The following is a 15,096-nucleotide window of genomic DNA, read 5'->3' on the forward strand; positions in this document are numbered from 1 at the left end:
AAGATATAAGAATTTACTATTGTGCCGAAGAAATATTATATCCTTCTTTTTTAGAGAGAAATTTTGCCAAAAGCTCATGCCTATTATTAACGACCATTGCCTTAATAAGCACTTGGTCATTAAGCCAACGGAAGTCTCTATCCAGAGGCATTCCTTTATCATAATAAGCTAAAAAATCATTTGGACGATGCTTGATAAAAACAAAAGCATAGACAGGTTTTGCCATATGAAAATACGAAAGGAGCTGCTGCGTATTCATTGATGAATAACGAAAGTACCTGAGCATAGAAAGACAGAAGAAGGAAATAATGAGTGAAAGACAGCAGATCATAAAGCTTCTTTCAAACCACTTTTTTAGTGCTTTAGTAGGAAATAGAAAATCACCAAAGAGCTCTCGCGAATCGCCAGTAAATCGAAGCTGATATACTAATAGTGAAACAACAAGCACAATGCTTACATTTGGTGAGTAAGGAATATAATCAAGTAAGACGATAGTAATTAGAAGCGCAAGACTAATAAAAAAGAAAAGAGAAATTAACGTAACCAACATAAGCAGGCCCTCGAAAGAAACCAACTCTCCTAATGCTAAGTGACGTCTGTAGAAACCCAATTGAGCTTTCATAAAATCCTCTCTAATAAGAGTTTATCGCTACTCAACAAATGTTCTAAATACACCTATTTATCGTGCTTTTGAATCCTTATAAGTCAAAATTATGGCCATTAAAGTGGCCATCTCGATAGAGCTTATTTGAGAAAGATTAGATAATTCAGGAATCTACGAATCTTTGATTTCAGTGAAGATTTTTGCTTTTGCATAATTTAGAAGTTCTTCATTCTCAAGGATATGATTCGACCAAGCATGAAATCCATGTGAGAACTCCTTGAAAGTTACATCAACTCCTTCTCTCAATAACTTCTCATAAAACATTAAACTGTCATCGTAGAGAACATCATACTTAGCGGCATAGATAATTGTTTTAGGAAGGGCCTCAAGCTCATCACTATAAAGAGGAAAAATCGCAGGGTCTTTCATATGCACTTCACGATTTGAGATTGCATAATCCAATAGCTTTAAAAGCATAGATTTAGATAAACCACTTTCTTCGCCACTCTCATATCGATTTGCCGACGTCGTTTCAAAATCACTTTGATAATGACCTGTTAAGAGATGTAAATCAGAGATTTTAAATGCTTTACTACCTAAATGATTATTGGCCAATGTAACTAATGTCGCAAGATTTGCACCAGCAGAAGTACCAGTTAACGTAAAACTCTTTATACCTTTAAGATGAAGATCATTTAAAAGAGCGAGGCACCAATTTGTGATTTCAGGAATACTTGATTCTGGAGATAAAGGGTAATCAGGACAAACGATATAGGAAGAGTGTTCGTGGAAATCGAAAAGGGCCTGACAAAATTGAGCACTAGTATACTCATGGCCAGTAACATAGCCTCCTGAGTGTAGATGAATAATACAATGAGCTTTAGGCTCGCCCCAAACTAAGCAAGTATGGTCATTGAGCTTTTGAATAGAGCAATTGACAAGATTCTTATACTCGCCTTCAATAAGATCCATGGCCCGACGAAGCTCATCCAGCGTAATGCGAGAGAAGCGTTTAATTCCCACATCAAAGAATGATTGCATTGATGAGAGTCGTTTTTGATGAATGAATTCAGCTATTGATTTGGACAAGGTCTAACCCATTACATTTACAAGGAAAAGTATTTATTAAATAAAGTATATAAATAAAATTCCGATAGTTAAAATTAGTAAAACTATGATCAGCATTTTAATCAAAGAAAGGTAACAAGGCCAATGAAAGCAATATCCTTACTCATTTTGTTCTCTATATTAATGGCCGTAAAAGTAAGTGCCTACGACACCTTAGCTATAGAGGGACAGTCGCCTAATAAGACTCAGACACAGGATTTGAAGGCAAAAATCTTTGAAATTGATGATGACGGAATGGGCCCAATAATCCCAAAAGAATATGAACGCAGTCGCTATCCAGCAAGCATTCCAAGCGATGATGAAAATGGTCATACTCATGATAGTGATGGAAAATATAAGCGTCCATTCAAGTAAAAAAAATATCAAACAATCTCCACAATAATTACATAAAAAAACCAAAGTACAGTTTCATAATCAACCAAAGAGCTTAGAAAAGCCTAAACACAAACAAGAGGTATGATATGAAATTGATTCCTATGACTTTAATCGTTCTACTGCTTAGCACGTCTACATTTGCAGCGAGAGATAAGGGCGAGAGAAAGTCAAAAAAGACAGAAAGTCATCAAATGAGTAAAGAAATGAAAAAGGATAAGAAATCCAAAATGAAGCATCGTATGGAGCGTACACCTGCCTCAAGCGATGCAAAAGCAGATGCTTCTCTAAACAACATGCACTACTTAATCTACGAGTAAGAGCAAGGTTAAAAGAGAGGCAAAAAGAGTTATAAGATGAAGACACTCACATACATTATAATCACACTTGCAATTCTTGCTTTCGGCTTTGAAGTTTATGGAGAGCGGTATACTGCCATTGTTGATGAAAATGATCCTTCAGTTCAGCGATTGATTCACGGAGAGGAGCAAAATGCAACTCAGGACCGAAAACAATCTCGTGAAGAGAAGAAACAGAGAAATCCAGCGTCTGAGCAAGAAATACAAGAAATGAATGATGATGATTACAGAGGAAATGAATACATGGAGCGCCATGCCAGACCTCCTCTATATGATCGTCAATATAAATAAGATATTGAAATCTTTTCAATATCTTATTTTTTACAATTAGATTGTGCACAATATAGTTTTGTGATACATATTACTTATCAAATAAATCAAAGGAGATTGAAATGAGTATTTATGATTACAAAGCTATTGATATTAGAGGTAATGAAAGATCACTATCTGAATTTAAGGGAAAAAGCTTATTGATCGTAAATACAGCAAGTAAGTGTGGCTTTACTCCTCAGTATGAAGGACTTCAAAAGCTATACGATAAGTATCAAGGAAAACTGGAGATCTTGGCCTTCCCATGTAATCAATTTGGCAAACAAGAGCCAGGAAACTCAGAGGATATTCAATCATTTTGTGACTTAACTTTCAAAACTTCATTTCCGCTTTTTGAAAAAATTGATGTTAATGGAGATAACACACACCCACTATATCAATATCTTAAAGATGAATTACCAGGACTACTTGGTAGCAAGAAAATAAAATGGAATTTCACAAAATTTTTAGTAGATAGTGAAGGCCATCCTGTTAAGAGATATGCACCAATTGATAAACCAGAAAGTTTAGAAAAAGATATCGAAAAGAGCTTTAAATAATGAATGATGAAGTTCTATTAATCGACAATCAGATTTGTTTCAGCCTCTATCGACTAAGTAAACTCATTACTAGTCAATATAGGCCATATCTCGATGAGATCAATCTTACATATCCACAGTACCTTGTCATGCTTGCCTTATGGGAAACTGACAAAGTGAATATGTCTCAGCTTGGAGAAAAGCTTTCTCTTGATAACGGGACTCTAACTCCCCTGATTAAGCGCCTCATTGAAAAGGGCCTAGTTGAGAAAAAGAGATGTATTGAAGATGAAAGGATTGTCTATATCACAACAACGACAAGTGGAAAGAAACTAAAGAAAAAAGCAAAATCAATTCCGCAAAAGCTTCTTTGTTCAAATAATGTTGATCTAAAAGAAATACAGAAGCTAAAGGCTGAAGCAGATAAAATATATAACCAGTGGAGTACACATGAAGAATGAAGAAATTATAAAAGCACTTAATTGGCGTTATGCCACAAAAGTTTTTGATAAAACAAAAAAAATTTCAGATGAGGACTTACACGTTTTAAATGAATCTTTAAGACTTGCGGCCAGTTCATTTGGACTACAACCTTGGAAGTTCATTTTAGTAAATGATGAGGCTACACGCCAAAAGCTAAGAGAGCACTCTTGGGGCCAATCTCAAGTAACTGATGCCTCTCACTACGTTGTTCTTACTTACCTTACAGAGTTAGATGAAGAATATGTTGAAAAGTTTGTGCAATCAATTGCTGAGCAAAGAAATGTAGAACGTGAAAGTCTACAAGGATATTTTGATGTTATGAAGGCGGCATTAATTGATGGGCCACGTTCAAAAACGATTCCAGAGTGGTCACAACGCCAAACATATATTGCAATGGGACAGCTTCTAATGACTGCGGCCATTCAAGGTATTGATACATGTGCAATCGAAGGGATCGTTCCAGAAGAATACGATAAGATCTTAGGGCTTGAAGGGACAAAGTATAAAACTCTTGGAACAGTAGCGCTTGGTTATAGATCAGATGAAGACAAGTACAAGGATCTTGAAAAAGTACGTTTCTCTTTTGATGAAGTATTCAAAGTAATCTAATTAATAAAAATCAGCATCATTTGAGCTATACGGGTGGATTCTCTTATAGTTTTCACCCTGCTCAATATGAGCCTTAATATTTTCAAGATTCCATTTAAAAGTATTCGTTACACTTCGCTTAGTGATGAAGTGAAAGATTTGTTCCCATAAAAAGAACTCAAATTTTGACGGAGCACTTGCAAGTTCATGGCGACGAATATAGCCAGAGCGAAAAGTTAATGACGTCTTATTGTCACCAAGCTTCTTGTAAAATTGTTCAACAAGAAACTCTCCCTTCTCGTTGTAATTCATAAAATCCATAAATTCGTTGAAGTTATAGGCCCTGATCTGCTTGTAGTATTCGTTTTCACTTTTTGAAACCATTGTTGTCGTTTCGTCCCAAAAAGTCCCCTGCTCACTCTCTCTTCGATAACAACGTCGAGTGAAACCAATATCACTTTGCTTTAACTTCTGATTCCACGGACACTGCGAATTTGGGCAAGAGACAATCTTATAGAAGTAGGTCGACCACTGACGTGCGTGTTCATTTTTTGAGTTATAGTCCCACACAGCTTCAATTGGAGCGTTAATCTCAACTGTATACTCAGCGTAATCAATAGGCCTCGTATACTCTTTAGCATTCAGGGTAAATGATAGTGCAAAGTGCACAAATATTAGAATAATCCTCACTGAACTAGTTTACTGGACGATGCCACAGCGGGTCAATATCGAGCAAGATTTTTCATTGCCAATCAAATTCTAAGTGATTAATATATCTAAAGAATTCAAGTGATTTCAATGTGCCTAGGTGGTGAAATTGGTAAACACGCACGGTTGAGGGCCGTGTGCTTTCGAGCTTGCTGGTTCAAGTCCAGTTCTAGGCACCATTCATTCAAACTCCCATACATTTTTCGAAGTATATTACTGCTTAATTAAAAGCAAGCGTAGCTTGATGGTTTTGGAGGCGTCAATTGCCACGATGGCAAATTGATGCCGAACAAATTCGAGTCAGCAGGAGCTGACGAAGAACAAGGCCAGTGCATACCACGAAGTGAGTTACGAGACAGGAGCCGAGAGTCGGCCAAGTCCAGCGCGTATTTGCCAACTAACCGAAAGCCGCGCCTTCGGCTCGCTTTCTTGAGTCACATACATCTGTTCGCCAAAGCTTGCCTTTGGGCAACCTTTGTTCGCACGATGTTAAAAGCAAGCGTAGCTTGATGGTTTTGGAGGCGTCAATTGCCACGATGGCAAATTGATGCCGAACAAATTCGAGGGGTCAGGAGACCCCGAAGAACAAGGCCAGAGCATACCACAAAGAGAGCTACAAAGGCAGGAGCCGAGAGTCGGCCAAGTCCAGCGCGTACTTGCCAACTAACCGAAAGCCGCGCCTTCTCTATTTAAACTTTTCTTTTAGCAGTCCCAATATCTTCAAGATAGAACTTTAGTCTTTGCTCAATTTCCTCAAGGGCAGCAAGGCGAATTTCAATGGCCGTATTACATGAGCGGCGAGTTTTGATAGATTCAATCCCCTCCTTAGATGGGATATTCATAACTGGTCTTTTTTCCTGTTCTTTTTGTAAAGCGACCTGTTCTTCGAATTCTTCGATAAGCTTATTTAGAGGTGTTGGTGCTTTAGCTGTGCGCTCTTCTTCTACTGGAAAATTTTTAGCAGCAGGGAACATCACTAGAACATCGTTTTCTGATTGTGGATTTGTATCAATTAGTTTCATTAAATTTAATTCCTCATAATAAGCATTTATAGCGTTCAATTGCCGTCGCTATTTATAAAGCATAACCTAGGCCAAGAATAATTGGGATAAGCTATGTAAATTTGGAAGGTTACAAAAAATGAACGTCAATTATTTGGTCAGGCAAGGTGTTCATTAGACAAATTTCTCTCGCAATATCAATCACTTAGTCATATTTTATTTAGTCCCCAACTTGCGAGATATCATGAGCGTGGTACAATATTGAAGTGAAAAGAATCAACTGTATGCAATGCAAATATTATTTTAGTACTTGGGACAAGGATGCTCCTCGTGGATGTCGTAAATTTAATATGAAATCTGCAAGTATGCCTTACATCCTCGTTCGCCAATCGAGTGGCTCGGATTGCAGCTTCTTTGAACAAAAAGAACACTTAAAGAAGAAAAAGAGTAAATTAGACGATCTTAATGACCCAAGCCTGTGGTAATCGAAATATATCAAATTAGTATAACAACTATTCCATAATATTATTTCTAATATAAATAAAAACATCATATATAAGCCTCATCAATCAAGTATGTGAGGTGCAAAATGAAAAAAGAGATCCTATTAACGTCATTAATTATGATGAACCCTGTAGCAAACCTACAAGCAAAAGAGATTACTGAAGTCAGAACACAAATGCTTTCAAGTTATGAAACCCTGGCCAATTTATCATTTGAATCTAATAAGTCTTTCGACGGTCATTATTGGACATATAACGATGAACTAAACGATGCCACTAAACACTATCGTAAATTTAAATGGGCAATCGAAATTAGAGACAATAGCGATGAGACGATGACTCACACTGAAGATGAATTAAAAATGGAGTATTTTTTAGTTCTCCATCAAGTATTTGAAGATGGATATATCCTGAGCTCTGAAAATGACTACCGTGTTGATCGTTTAACAAGTAAAAGGTTCAAGCTATATAACTGTGACTCATCACTTAATTGCCAAAGTGATTACGCCAATACAGAAATGATTCTTGAGAATATCGGCGGTGAGAAAGTTCTTCTCATTAAGAATCTTAAGAATGTATTTTCACAAAATAATTATGAAGACGTTTTCTTCGTTCAAACTAAGTAAGTAGAAAGAAATTTGTGAATTCAAAAGAAGTTCTAGAATATTTGTTAACTCCCCTTGATCAATCTCAAGGGGATGTCTTTAAAGAAGTTATTTGTGAGATCGAGCAATTAGAGATTCGTTTAATTGCATCGATGAATCCTAATTGGGCCAAGCTTGCTAAATCTCGTCTGCTCTCTTCAAACACTGCTTCAAGAGCAATTGATAATAGCTTAGTAAGATGGGATGAGGCCAATCGTTACATCAGCGAATGTATACAAGATGAAAAGACGCTTAGCTTTGAGATCATCACGAAAATTAACTCCATCTACAATGCTAAGAATTCACAAATCAGAGAAACTCCTATCTACGGGGGTGGTATCGAGTTTATAAGGCCACAGTATCTAAAGGAAGCAAAAGTGCTCCTTATTGATAACCTGTTAAATGATGTCGATATGTGCTTTTATGAGAAGGCCTTTCACCTGTATCAATGGATCGTAAGTCTTCATTTCTTTGATAACGGAAATGGCCGAACTTCAAGGCTATGCGCTGATTACATACTCATGCAAAACGGAAAGCTTCCTATATGCTTCCAGTCGAGTGTACGCTCTCATGTGGCCCAAATGCTTGAGGATAGGAAGGTGAACAAAGAAGATAAATTTCTTAGTTTCTTAAAAGCAATAAAGCGAAGCTATGAAATTGTCTTAGAGATTTGAGTCTGGCAGCTCAATACCTTGCTCATAATAAGTTGGCCCGGCCTCTTGAATCATTCCACCGCCAAGACACACTTCCTCACCTTCTAAATTCGTATAAAAGACAATTGATTGGCGTTTGGCAATAGCACGCTGAGGAGTATCAAAGTCAACTCTAACAAAGTCTTCAGAAACTTCAGTGATCGTACACTCTTGATCTTTTTGACGATAGCGAATCTTGGCCTTAAGCTTCATTCCAACTTCAGGCATAAATTCCTCATCAACCCAAGATAGATCTGTGGCAGTAAGATAGTCAGCATAAAGTGCACCGTGTTTTTCGCCGCGTTCAACGATAACGACATTGCGCTCAGTATCTTTACCAACAACAAACCAAGGCTCACCTGGCCCACCAAGGCCTAGGCCCTTTCTCTGGCCAATTGTATAAAAGGCGCTACCACTGTGGCGGCCAACTTTAGTTCCATCAAGAAGTTCGAAGTCGCCTTCTTTGATATGGATATAATTTGAAAGGAAGTTTTTAAAATTTCTCTCACCGATAAAACAGATTCCTGTTGAATCTTTCTTATCATGAGTAATAAGGTCATACTTCTTTGCAATCTCTCTTACCTGTGGCTTTTCAATGGCACCAACTGGGAAAAGAACCTTATCTAGAACTTTTGATTTGATTGTGTAGAGAAAGTAAGTTTGATCTTTGTTATTATCAAGGCCTTTAATAAGTTTAGACTTACCGTCAATCTTCTTTGTCTGGCAGTAGTGCCCAGTTGCAAGAAAATCTGCACCAAGCTCCATGGCCTTATTGAAGAAAACTTTGAATTTAATCTCACGGTTACAAAGAATATCAGGATTAGGTGTAAAGCCCTGTTCATATTCCTCAAGAAAGTTTGCAAATACGTTGTCACGATACTCTTTTACAAAGTCCACAGAGTAGTATGGAATATCAAGCTTTTCACAAACGGCAACAACATCTTCAAACTCTAGAGATGCTTTACAATTTCCGTTTTCGTCCTGCTCTTCCCAATTTTTCATGAACATGCCAATGACGTTATAGCCTTGCTCTTTTAACAAAGCTGCACATACAGAAGAATCGACTCCTCCGCTCATTCCGACAATGACTGTTTTACCGTTACCTACATTTTCCATGTGCCTTATTTAGCACATTTAGGGGTTATAGGTCTAGTGCCCATGAAGCAATGGCCATAGCAATATTGTTAGTGGCGTGATGTAAAGTCTTAATATTGAGTGCGTTCACATGATCTGCCGGAGTATGGATGCGAGAAGCATTTGAATCACTCTCCCAATTTTGGGTAAAGACCACACTTGGGATATTAAACTTTTGAAATGACGTATTATCACCGTAGACGAAATCATATGGCGTGATGCTAAAATCCACACGAAATGTCCCCTCGGAAGACTTCGTATAGAATCTTTGAGCAATAGACTTTTCGGCCTTATGAAGACCTGAGCTAGCAGGAGAATAATAGAGTCTCATATTCCCAAGCTTCTGCTCTTTATCTTGAGTAAGAGTATCGTAACCAAGCATAACCAATTCTACATAAGAATAGACCCTGATACCCTTTTCAAGATTTAGGTTTTTTACATAGTCATATGAACCTAAGAATCCATTTTCACCATAATCGAAGAAAACCACTCGAACTGTTTTTTCAAGATCGAGCTCGGCAAGAATATTGATTAAACTCAAGGCCGCAACAACTCCAGAAGCATTATTATCAGCACCTGGTTGACGTCCTTTATTTACAACTGCAAAGTTTTTTAGATCATAAGCGGCCGTATCGTAATGGGCCCCGATGACAATAACATCTTGAGGATTTTTTAGCCCCTTCTTTTCCCAAACAATATTGTATCCATTAACAGACTTAAGGCCATCCACCTGCTGAACTCTTTCATTCGTAAGCTTTTGCCACTTTCGTAAATCTTTTGGACTAAGCTTATCTTTTGTGGCCTCTAAATCCTTTTTAAATAGGGATTTTGCATATTCAACATCTGGAACAAATTTAATTGTCTTAAGAGATGTATTTGTTTTTCGAACATTAGTTTCAATATAGCTAATAATATAATCCTGTGCCGTTTTATGACCACTAGTTCCCACAAAACGATTAGGTCTTGTCTCTTTAACAAAGCTATTAATTAGGGTATCGATATCTTTTTCTGAATTTTTAGATACGGCGTAATAAAGAGAGCGTAATTTCTTAGGAGACCTTTTACTTTTAGAAAGTTTATACGTGTCTTTAAAATTTTTAAATTCTTTTGCTGTCACAGAAAGTGACATCGATAATGCAATAATAAAATACTTCATTTAAAACCCTAGTTCTCTTTTTTTCGGACGAGATTGCGCTTCTTCAAGCTCTTCTTTTTGCTTCTTATTTAGCGGTAGACGGTAGAATTCACCATCGATGAATTGTCCAGTTTGAAAAATTTTTGCGTGACCAATTACCTTAGCACTTGGTCCATTTTTTGTTAAAAAGATAAAATGATCTCCTCTAAACAATATGCCTTCTGACTTGTCATCGAGATCAAAATATATATTTCCATTATTTAAAATATAGAGATTTCCTTTATATCCTTTACCTGTCGAGCTAATTCGACAATAACATTCCACAGGCCTAGATGTGTCAACGACTTCATAATTAACAAAGTGATTGCCAACGATACGCTCAAACGTTAATTCCTTTGCCTTTGCAACGTAAATAAAACCACGAGACATATTGATAGAAACAATTTTACTATCTGGAAGCTTTGGTTTGTTATCAAAAGTTTTATACTGTGTTTGTCCAAGATAATATTGATGCTGGCCTTTATGCTCACCAACAACACTATCGTCATCGTGAAGATAGATAGTGTTCTCTTTGATAAAACTTCGAGCAATATAACGATCAGTTAACTCGATAATTTCTTCATTTGAATAAGCTTGTGAGCGAAGTACTGCTCTTTTTTCAAGTTCAACTCGTGAAATTGTTTTTGAATCCACAAGTTGGCCAATCTTATCAACCTCTGCAGTCTTTAGATCTGCCAAAGGAAGTTTCAAATGAGACATTACCTCATTACTAACCTGAGTTAAGAGATGACAGTCATTTTTGACAGTATCGTTTGGTGCACTTAGCACAAATCGATTTTGAACAGGGATTACCTTACTAAAATGTCCTGTCGCAATCTTTGTGGCCTTAAGAACAGATAATTTTGAATAGAGAGTCTCAAGAACGAGAGTTGCTTTATCAATTGTTGGATTACACCAAATACCTGCAACACGACTCTCTAACAATTTAGAAATAACGCGCTCTTCAAAGGCTCCAGAAGCACTCGTAACATAAAAAGGAATTCCTATTAGTCGACAGATATCCCTGATTTTCTCTTCTGATTCACTTGCCCAAGGACTAAAAATTCTATTGATCTTCTTATTCCACGAAATTTTCTCATATTGTCTAAAGGCCTCTAACTGTTCCTCATCGCCCCTTAGCTCTTCTAGCAATTGCCCTTCAGGAGTAAGCTTTGTTTTAAACTGCTCCAGTAAAGCTTCATCTTCACTAGTGATCTTTTCAAAAAAAGAAATATTGACTCCAATACACTCATGCCCCTGCTTTTTTAAAAGCAGCGCAGTAACGGCCGAGTCAATACCGCCATCCATCCCGACGATAATCCTCTCTTTTTTCATATCTTTCTTAGCAAATTGCATAATTAAATTATAAGTGATTTTAGAAATTTAAACAGGGTAAATTTAAATTTATCAAAAACTTTATCCCACCAAAAGGCTCATATATTCATTGACATAACTCAACGCAAAATCAGATAATATTCATTCACGACGCAAAAACACACGAGGACACAACACAAATTATGAAAACGAGTAAGGGTAATAGTAAAAGAAGCAAGAAGCTAAAATTTATTGATATCTTTTCAGGCGCAGGAGGATTTTCTTGTGGACTTGAAATGGCAGGTTTTGAGTGTGTCATGGGAATTGACTTCAACAAACACGCCATGGATACATTTGCACATAATCACAAAAAGGCCTATCCATATTGCGGCGACATTTCAAAACTAAGTAACAAAAAAATTAAAGAAGTTCTTGGTGACACTGAAGTTAATCTTGTTGTTGGTGGACCTCCATGCCAAGGTTTTTCAACTGTTGGCCCGGGAAACCCAGACGATATTAGAAATAAACTTTTTCTTGAATTCGTAAGAGTTGTGAAACTAACTAATCCAGAATTCGTTGTTATTGAAAATGTGACAGGACTACTTGCTAAGAAGAATGAATCAACATTAAAGGCAATCTTTAAGAAATTCAATTCCCTTGGATACAACCTAGACGTTAAGGTTATGAGTTCTCAGAACTATGGTGTACCTGAAAAAAGACGCCGTACAATCTTTATTGGAAGTCGAGTTAACGAGAAAGTTGAATTTCCAAAAATTACTCACGATACAATTGTAGCAAAAACATATCGCCCACCAGTTACTGTTGGTGAGGCCCTAAGTGATATTGAAACGAAAGCTGGCCATGTTTTAAATCATGACCTAGATAGTGCTAAGATCAAATCTAAACTAGATTTAAAGCGCATCAAACGTATTCCAGAAGGTAAAGGAATTCGTTACGAAAAAGACGAAAAAATGTATCTTACTCCATCGCTAAAACTTGGTGTTGATTGGAAAACAATGCGCGAGGGGCGATTTAGACAAACAAAGTACCAGAGACTTGATTCGAGAAGTGTATCTCCAACAATCATGACTCATCGTCATAGTTATTACCACCCTACAGAGCATCGCTACCTAACTCAAAGAGAAGCGGCAAAAATTCAAAGTTTTCCAAATGACTTTGAATTTTGTGGGCCAATCTCTGCTCAGTGGAGACAGATTGGAAATGCTGTTCCTCCGTTAATGGGTAAAGCAATTGGTACGGCAATCAAGAAGATGCACAATGCTCATCTTAAATCGACAGAAGATGGAAAAGTAAAAAAGAAAACAAAAGTAAAATCAATTATTGAAGATGTTCGAGGAGGAGCATTTGTCTATCGCTAGAATCTCGACACTACTTTTAATTCTACTAACCATATCATGTGCGACAAGCAATGATTCAACAAAAGTAGGCCAATCTAATTGCCACGTCAAAAGGGCCGCAATTGATCTTGGCTCAGGTTCGACAAAACTAGTTGTAGGACTCGTGGATACTTGTCGAGCGATGGTAGAAGGGATTCTCTTTGAAGCACAAAGAGCAGTACCTCTTAAGGATCAACTACAATCTTCAAAAGACAATAAGTTTAATGAAGAGATGCAAAATCGTCTAAGAGATGTTTTTGATGAGTTTAAATATCTAGCAAAAAATGAAGGCGCCGAAGATATTAGAGCTGTTGCGACTTCAGCATTTCGAACATCAGCAAACGGTGATGATGTTGCAGATCAATTAAAAGAACAAACAGGTGTAGACTTAGAGATTATCTCTCAAGAAGATGAAGCCAAGTTTGCTTACTCTGCAGCTCTTTCAAAACTTAAGTCAATGAATGTTTCACAAAATCCTCCGATTGCCATCTGGGACATTGGTGGTGGAAGCATGCAAATCACAAAGCCAATTGATAAAAAAGGTGAACAAACACAGGTGGCCCTTTTAAAAGTTGCATCTGTTACTTTTAAAAATCTTGTTTTAAAAGAGTTTTATCCAAAAGGGACTAAGACACCAAACCCACTAAAAGAAGAGCGCGCTCTAAAAGCGATGGATCTGGCCAGAGTAACAGCAAAAGAACAATTATCTGACTTTGGAAATCTAAAAGACTATCAGGTTTATGGAGTTGGTGGTGTTCACTACTTCAGCATTGGTGGGCAATTTAAGAAAGCGAATCGCGTTTACAACCAGTCAACTCTCCTGGCCAAACTTCTGGAAAGAGCAAAGCTTACTGATAAAGAGATAGACAGCAAGTATGCATCGACAGACGTGACAAATATGGCACTAGTTCTAGGTTTTATGCAGACTCTAAAAGTTGATGAAGTAAAGCCTATCAAAGTAAACATGGCCCATGGACTTCTAATCAACCCTACTTTCTGGGAATAACTCTAATAACGATTTGTAAAAATACATAGATTGCCTTCATCGATAATAATCGGCGAAGGCCATTGCTGCTCCTTAGCAATATCCATCAACCATTTATTTGCATTACCTTTTGTGACAATTGTAATTTTTTTCTCGTAACTAATTTCTAAGATTTGATTTAATACATAGTCATAAGTTTCTTTAGAGAAAGGATCGTACAGATAGTAAATATCTGCTTTCGGTATAGAAAAAGACTTTAAAGACAAATCTTGAACTTTAAAGGTCAAGCTCTCATCTAAACCTAAATTTTGGCAGGCATTATTTGAAACCTCTACTCTGTGATCTACATACTCATAGCCAACAAATTCAAGATCAGGTCTAAGAAGAGAACAAACAAGCCCTACTCGTCCATAGCCTGAACCAAGATCAACAACAGTATCTCCAGCACTAGCATCAATTCCCTCGAGTGCTAAGAGTATTGTAGAATAGCCCGATTGAACTCCTACTCCGGCCCTTTGATATAGACGTTCTTTCGTGGTTGAATCATAGGTCATTTCTTGATCCAATTGATAATTAAGTTCAAAAATGTCATCGAGATTATCAAAAGTACGGTATAAATTAGGACCTTGATGGCCCATCTGCTGTATTCGGCCTTCCTGATCTTTTTCTTCTTTAATAAAGTGTGTACTCATTGTATTCAAAGATTGAATCAGAAATTCTTTTTGTTCATGGCCTCTTTTATCAATGATTGATTCGATTACGTGTGCTTCAATCGACTTAGAGCGCTTCTTAATTTCTTTTATTTTCTCAGCTCCACTCTCAACAAGAAATTCTCTTAAAAAAGAAACTGCCTCCAGTTCATCTTCAAATAATGGAGAGATAAAATCTTTATAAGAAGTCTTTTGTCCATTTCGCTTATCTTCTTGTTTCTTGAGCCAGAGCTCATCTTTAAGAAAGTCCATAATGGTGACTAAGAGTGCCGAATTAGTGTAGAGGCCAGCTAATTGAGTTGGCGTAAAATCACTCGTATCACCTTTCTTGCCTTTTAATAAATGTAAGAACATTAACTGAGAAACTCTCATGTTGCCTCCAATGTGTTTAACTGAAACGATCATGGTTGCAAAGCATGAGCTAATTAAATTAATTTAATGATAACTTTATA

19 protein-coding genes and 1 tRNA gene are annotated in these 15,096 nt (G+C 37.0%); 12 read left to right on the forward strand and 8 right to left on the reverse strand.

All coding sequences use genetic code 11. The features are described from left to right. Positions 1–16: 16 nt before the first annotated feature. Positions 17–622 carry a hypothetical protein gene (locus tag ACMAYL_RS02570; RefSeq protein ID WP_103217415.1) on the reverse strand — a complete coding sequence of 202 codons (606 nt, stop codon included), beginning with the start codon at positions 620–622 and terminating at the stop codon, positions 17–19. A 153-nt stretch (positions 623–775) separates the two neighbouring features. Then, the gene (locus tag ACMAYL_RS02575) at positions 776–1,693 is read right to left on the reverse strand and encodes an alpha/beta hydrolase fold domain-containing protein (RefSeq protein WP_146037813.1); all 918 of its coding nucleotides are present in this window, start codon (positions 1,691–1,693) and stop codon (positions 776–778) included. Between the two features lie 162 nt (positions 1,694–1,855). On the opposite strand from ACMAYL_RS02575, the gene ACMAYL_RS02580 reads away from it, so the two are divergent. The 6 genes from ACMAYL_RS02580 to ACMAYL_RS02605 all read left to right on the forward strand — a co-directional run bounded on the left by ACMAYL_RS02580 (position 1,856) and on the right by ACMAYL_RS02605 (position 4,403). After that, a complete protein-coding gene (locus ACMAYL_RS02580) occupies positions 1,856–2,086 on the forward strand; it encodes a hypothetical protein (protein ID WP_103217417.1) in 231 nt (76 codons plus the stop codon). 107 nt (positions 2,087–2,193) lie between these two features. After that, entirely contained in the window at positions 2,194–2,424 is a 231-nt protein-coding gene (locus tag ACMAYL_RS02585) for a hypothetical protein (RefSeq protein WP_103217418.1), read from the forward strand. 36 nt (positions 2,425–2,460) lie between these two features. After that, positions 2,461–2,754, forward strand: coding sequence for a hypothetical protein (locus ACMAYL_RS02590; RefSeq protein ID WP_103217419.1), 294 nt, complete (start codon positions 2,461–2,463; stop codon positions 2,752–2,754). Positions 2,755–2,855: 101 nt separating this feature from the next. Beyond that, positions 2,856–3,332: a glutathione peroxidase gene (locus ACMAYL_RS02595; protein WP_103217420.1), complete on the forward strand. Its 477-nt coding sequence runs from the start codon at positions 2,856–2,858 to the stop codon at positions 3,330–3,332. Beyond that, positions 3,332–3,772, forward strand: a complete 441-nt coding sequence (locus tag ACMAYL_RS02600; RefSeq protein WP_412470696.1) for a MarR family winged helix-turn-helix transcriptional regulator — start codon at positions 3,332–3,334, stop codon at positions 3,770–3,772. The genes ACMAYL_RS02595 and ACMAYL_RS02600 overlap by 1 nt, the downstream gene beginning before the upstream one ends. Further along, positions 3,762–4,403 carry an NAD(P)H-dependent oxidoreductase gene (locus ACMAYL_RS02605; protein WP_412470697.1) on the forward strand — a complete coding sequence of 214 codons (642 nt, stop codon included), beginning with the start codon at positions 3,762–3,764 and terminating at the stop codon, positions 4,401–4,403. The genes ACMAYL_RS02600 and ACMAYL_RS02605 overlap by 11 nt, the downstream gene beginning before the upstream one ends. On the opposite strand, the gene ACMAYL_RS02610 is transcribed toward ACMAYL_RS02605, so the two are convergent. Next, positions 4,404–5,051, reverse strand: coding sequence for a hypothetical protein (locus ACMAYL_RS02610; RefSeq protein WP_412470698.1), 648 nt, complete (start codon positions 5,049–5,051; stop codon positions 4,404–4,406). Between the two features lie 133 nt (positions 5,052–5,184). Between ACMAYL_RS02610 and ACMAYL_RS02615 the strand changes: the two genes are divergently transcribed. After that, positions 5,185–5,269 (forward strand) — tRNA-Leu (locus ACMAYL_RS02615). A 510-nt stretch (positions 5,270–5,779) separates the two neighbouring features. On the opposite strand, the gene ACMAYL_RS02620 is transcribed toward ACMAYL_RS02615, so the two are convergent. Next, entirely contained in the window at positions 5,780–6,112 is a 333-nt protein-coding gene (locus tag ACMAYL_RS02620; protein WP_103217424.1) for a hypothetical protein, read from the reverse strand. 245 nt (positions 6,113–6,357) lie between these two features. Between ACMAYL_RS02620 and ACMAYL_RS02625 the strand changes: the two genes are divergently transcribed. The 3 genes from ACMAYL_RS02625 (at position 6,358) to ACMAYL_RS02635 (ending at position 7,912) form a co-directional block, all read left to right on the forward strand. Then, the gene (locus ACMAYL_RS02625; protein WP_412470699.1) at positions 6,358–6,576 is read left to right on the forward strand and encodes a uracil-DNA glycosylase; all 219 of its coding nucleotides are present in this window, start codon (positions 6,358–6,360) and stop codon (positions 6,574–6,576) included. 104 nt (positions 6,577–6,680) lie between these two features. Next, on the forward strand, positions 6,681–7,220 hold the full coding sequence (locus tag ACMAYL_RS02630; protein WP_392991704.1) for a hypothetical protein: 540 nt from the start codon (positions 6,681–6,683) through the stop codon (positions 7,218–7,220). Between the two features lie 14 nt (positions 7,221–7,234). After that, positions 7,235–7,912: a Fic family protein gene (locus ACMAYL_RS02635; RefSeq protein WP_412470700.1), complete on the forward strand. Its 678-nt coding sequence runs from the start codon at positions 7,235–7,237 to the stop codon at positions 7,910–7,912. Here the strand turns inward: ACMAYL_RS02635 and mnmA are convergent. From mnmA to ACMAYL_RS02650, 3 genes are read right to left on the reverse strand one after another with little or no spacing between them, the layout of a single operon-like run. Continuing rightward, positions 7,901–9,046, reverse strand: a complete 1,146-nt coding sequence (gene mnmA, locus ACMAYL_RS02640; RefSeq protein ID WP_103217428.1) for a tRNA 2-thiouridine(34) synthase MnmA — start codon at positions 9,044–9,046, stop codon at positions 7,901–7,903. The two genes, ACMAYL_RS02635 and mnmA, sit on opposite strands and share 12 nt — an antisense overlap. Positions 9,047–9,071: 25 nt before the next feature. Then, positions 9,072–10,220: a M28 family metallopeptidase gene (locus ACMAYL_RS02645; protein WP_103217429.1), complete on the reverse strand. Its 1,149-nt coding sequence runs from the start codon at positions 10,218–10,220 to the stop codon at positions 9,072–9,074. Then, entirely contained in the window at positions 10,221–11,594 is a 1,374-nt protein-coding gene (locus ACMAYL_RS02650) for a hypothetical protein (RefSeq protein ID WP_103217430.1), read from the reverse strand. It abuts the gene before it with no gap. 161 nt (positions 11,595–11,755) lie between these two features. On the opposite strand from ACMAYL_RS02650, the gene ACMAYL_RS02655 reads away from it, so the two are divergent. Both ACMAYL_RS02655 and ACMAYL_RS02660 read left to right on the forward strand, forming a co-directional pair. Next, positions 11,756–12,931, forward strand: a complete 1,176-nt coding sequence (locus ACMAYL_RS02655) for a DNA cytosine methyltransferase (protein WP_103217431.1) — start codon at positions 11,756–11,758, stop codon at positions 12,929–12,931. Further along, a complete protein-coding gene (locus tag ACMAYL_RS02660) occupies positions 12,918–13,955 on the forward strand; it encodes a Ppx/GppA phosphatase family protein (RefSeq protein WP_158246829.1) in 1,038 nt (345 codons plus the stop codon). The genes ACMAYL_RS02655 and ACMAYL_RS02660 overlap by 14 nt, the downstream gene beginning before the upstream one ends. A gap of 2 nt (positions 13,956–13,957) precedes the next feature. On the opposite strand, the gene ACMAYL_RS02665 is transcribed toward ACMAYL_RS02660, so the two are convergent. Then, positions 13,958–15,016, reverse strand: coding sequence for a methyltransferase domain-containing protein (locus tag ACMAYL_RS02665; protein WP_392991700.1), 1,059 nt, complete (start codon positions 15,014–15,016; stop codon positions 13,958–13,960). Positions 15,017–15,096 lie beyond the last annotated feature (80 nt).

Source organism: Halobacteriovorax sp. RT-2-4 (genome assembly GCF_047085445.1).
Classification (GTDB): domain Bacteria; phylum Bdellovibrionota; class Bacteriovoracia; order Bacteriovoracales; family Bacteriovoracaceae; genus Halobacteriovorax_A.